Source organism: Chitinophaga sp. (genome assembly GCF_035564935.1).
Taxonomy (GTDB): Bacteria; Bacteroidota; Bacteroidia; order Chitinophagales; family Chitinophagaceae; genus Chitinophaga.
The window spans coordinates 1-1,658 of the sequence record NZ_DATMTE010000099.1 but is presented as its reverse complement, the minus strand read 5'-3'; the positions used below and the strand labels follow the sequence as shown (position 1 = coordinate 1,658).

The following is a 1,658-nucleotide window of genomic DNA, read 5'->3' as shown; positions in this document are numbered from 1 at the left end:
CTTGTTGCTCCTGGGCAAAAGCAACAGCAGTCATGGCCATACTGCCTACAATTAAACTGACTAATTTGTGTTTCATAATTTTATGTTATAGTCCTCTTTTATCTCATTAGGAATACCGATGGGTATGTGCAGGGTAAATTGCCCCACCCTGAAAAATTCATAATGTTATCCTGTAGCGAAGATATTTGCCCGTGCAATAGGCCAAACAAGAATTAGACGAACGACATTTGCCGGCGGCCATGCAGCAAAAAATGGCGTCCAATAGCGCAGGATCTGTTTCACACTTTAAGGGAAATTTGGTTGTCTGCTAAACAGCATGACACCACAGAACGGTTATGTCTGGCTGATGCCGTATCTTGTTTGATAAACTGATTTACAAAACCAATTTTATTATGATGAACCTGAAGAAATTTTCGCTTATACCGTTTGCCTTGCTGGCTATATATGGATGTCAATCCAGTTCGCAGAACGATAAGGCAGAGATCAATGATTCGAACACGCCGCTGCACCTGATGAAGCCCGAATACCCGGTGATGTACGGTGAGACGACACTAGATAGCATCCGCGCTGATATAGACCGGGTGTATGCGTATCTCGATCGGGTGACACCCATGGCCCTGGAACAGAAAGCGAACCACACAGCTGTGACGGATCTGGCTAAAATCGATACCAATACAGTATTCAAAAAAGGTGATTTTCGGTTGATCAGCTACGAGTGGGGTGTTACCTATGGTGCCATGTTACGGGCCTCAGAGGTGATCGGGGATCCCCGATATGCAGCTTATACGACCGACCGACTGGAATTTATCGGCAGGGTATTGCCGCACTTCCAAAAGCTCGAATCCCGCCAGCAGGGGTATCGGTCTCCGGTACATTCCGTTGTACAGCCGCATGCATTGGATGATGCTGGAGCCATGTGCGCAGCAATGATCAAGGCACAGCACGGCAGAACACCGCATATGGACATGAAACCGAGTATCAGCAACTATATAGATTACATCCTCACGAAAGAATTCCGCCTGAAGGACGGCACGTTGGCCCGGAACAGGCCGCAGGCAAATACGCTCTGGCTGGATGATCTCTATATGAGCCTGCCTGCCCTGGCGCAGATGACCCGGTTTACCGGAGACAGTAGGTGCCTGGATGAGGCAATGAAGCAATTTTGGCTCTTTGCCGATAAAATGTTTATCCCCGAAAAAGGGCTGTACCTGCACGGTTGGGTAGAGGGCATGGAACCGCACCCGGCATTCCACTGGGCTAGAGCAAATGGCTGGGCGCTGCTGACCAAGGTCGAATTGCTGAATGTGCTGCCGGAGGGCCATCCCGCCCGGGGCAGGCTGCTGGCACAATTCAAGAAACACGTGGCTGGTATTGTGGCGCTGCAGCACGGTACCGGATTCTGGCATCAGCTGCTTGACCGCAACGATTCTTATCTGGAAACATCGGCAACAGCAATCTATGCCTATTGCATTGCCAGAGGGATCAATGCCGGCTGGTTGGATATAAAGGCCTATGGCCCGACGGTGCTGCAGGCATGGAATGCCGTGCACTCAAAAATCAACAGCCAGGGGCAGGTGGAAGGCACCTGCGTGGGGACAGGTATGGGGTTCGATCCGGCATTTTATTACTACCGTCCTGTTAATAAATTTGCCGCACAT

General features: G+C 50.1%; 1 protein-coding gene. It reads left to right on the top strand.

Translation table 11 applies throughout. From position 1 onward, the window contains the following. Window positions 1–392 precede the first annotated feature (392 nt). Window positions 393–1,658 (top strand): glycoside hydrolase family 88 protein (locus VN105_RS02760; protein WP_325637687.1); only part of this gene is annotated, 1,266 nt, incomplete at its 3' end.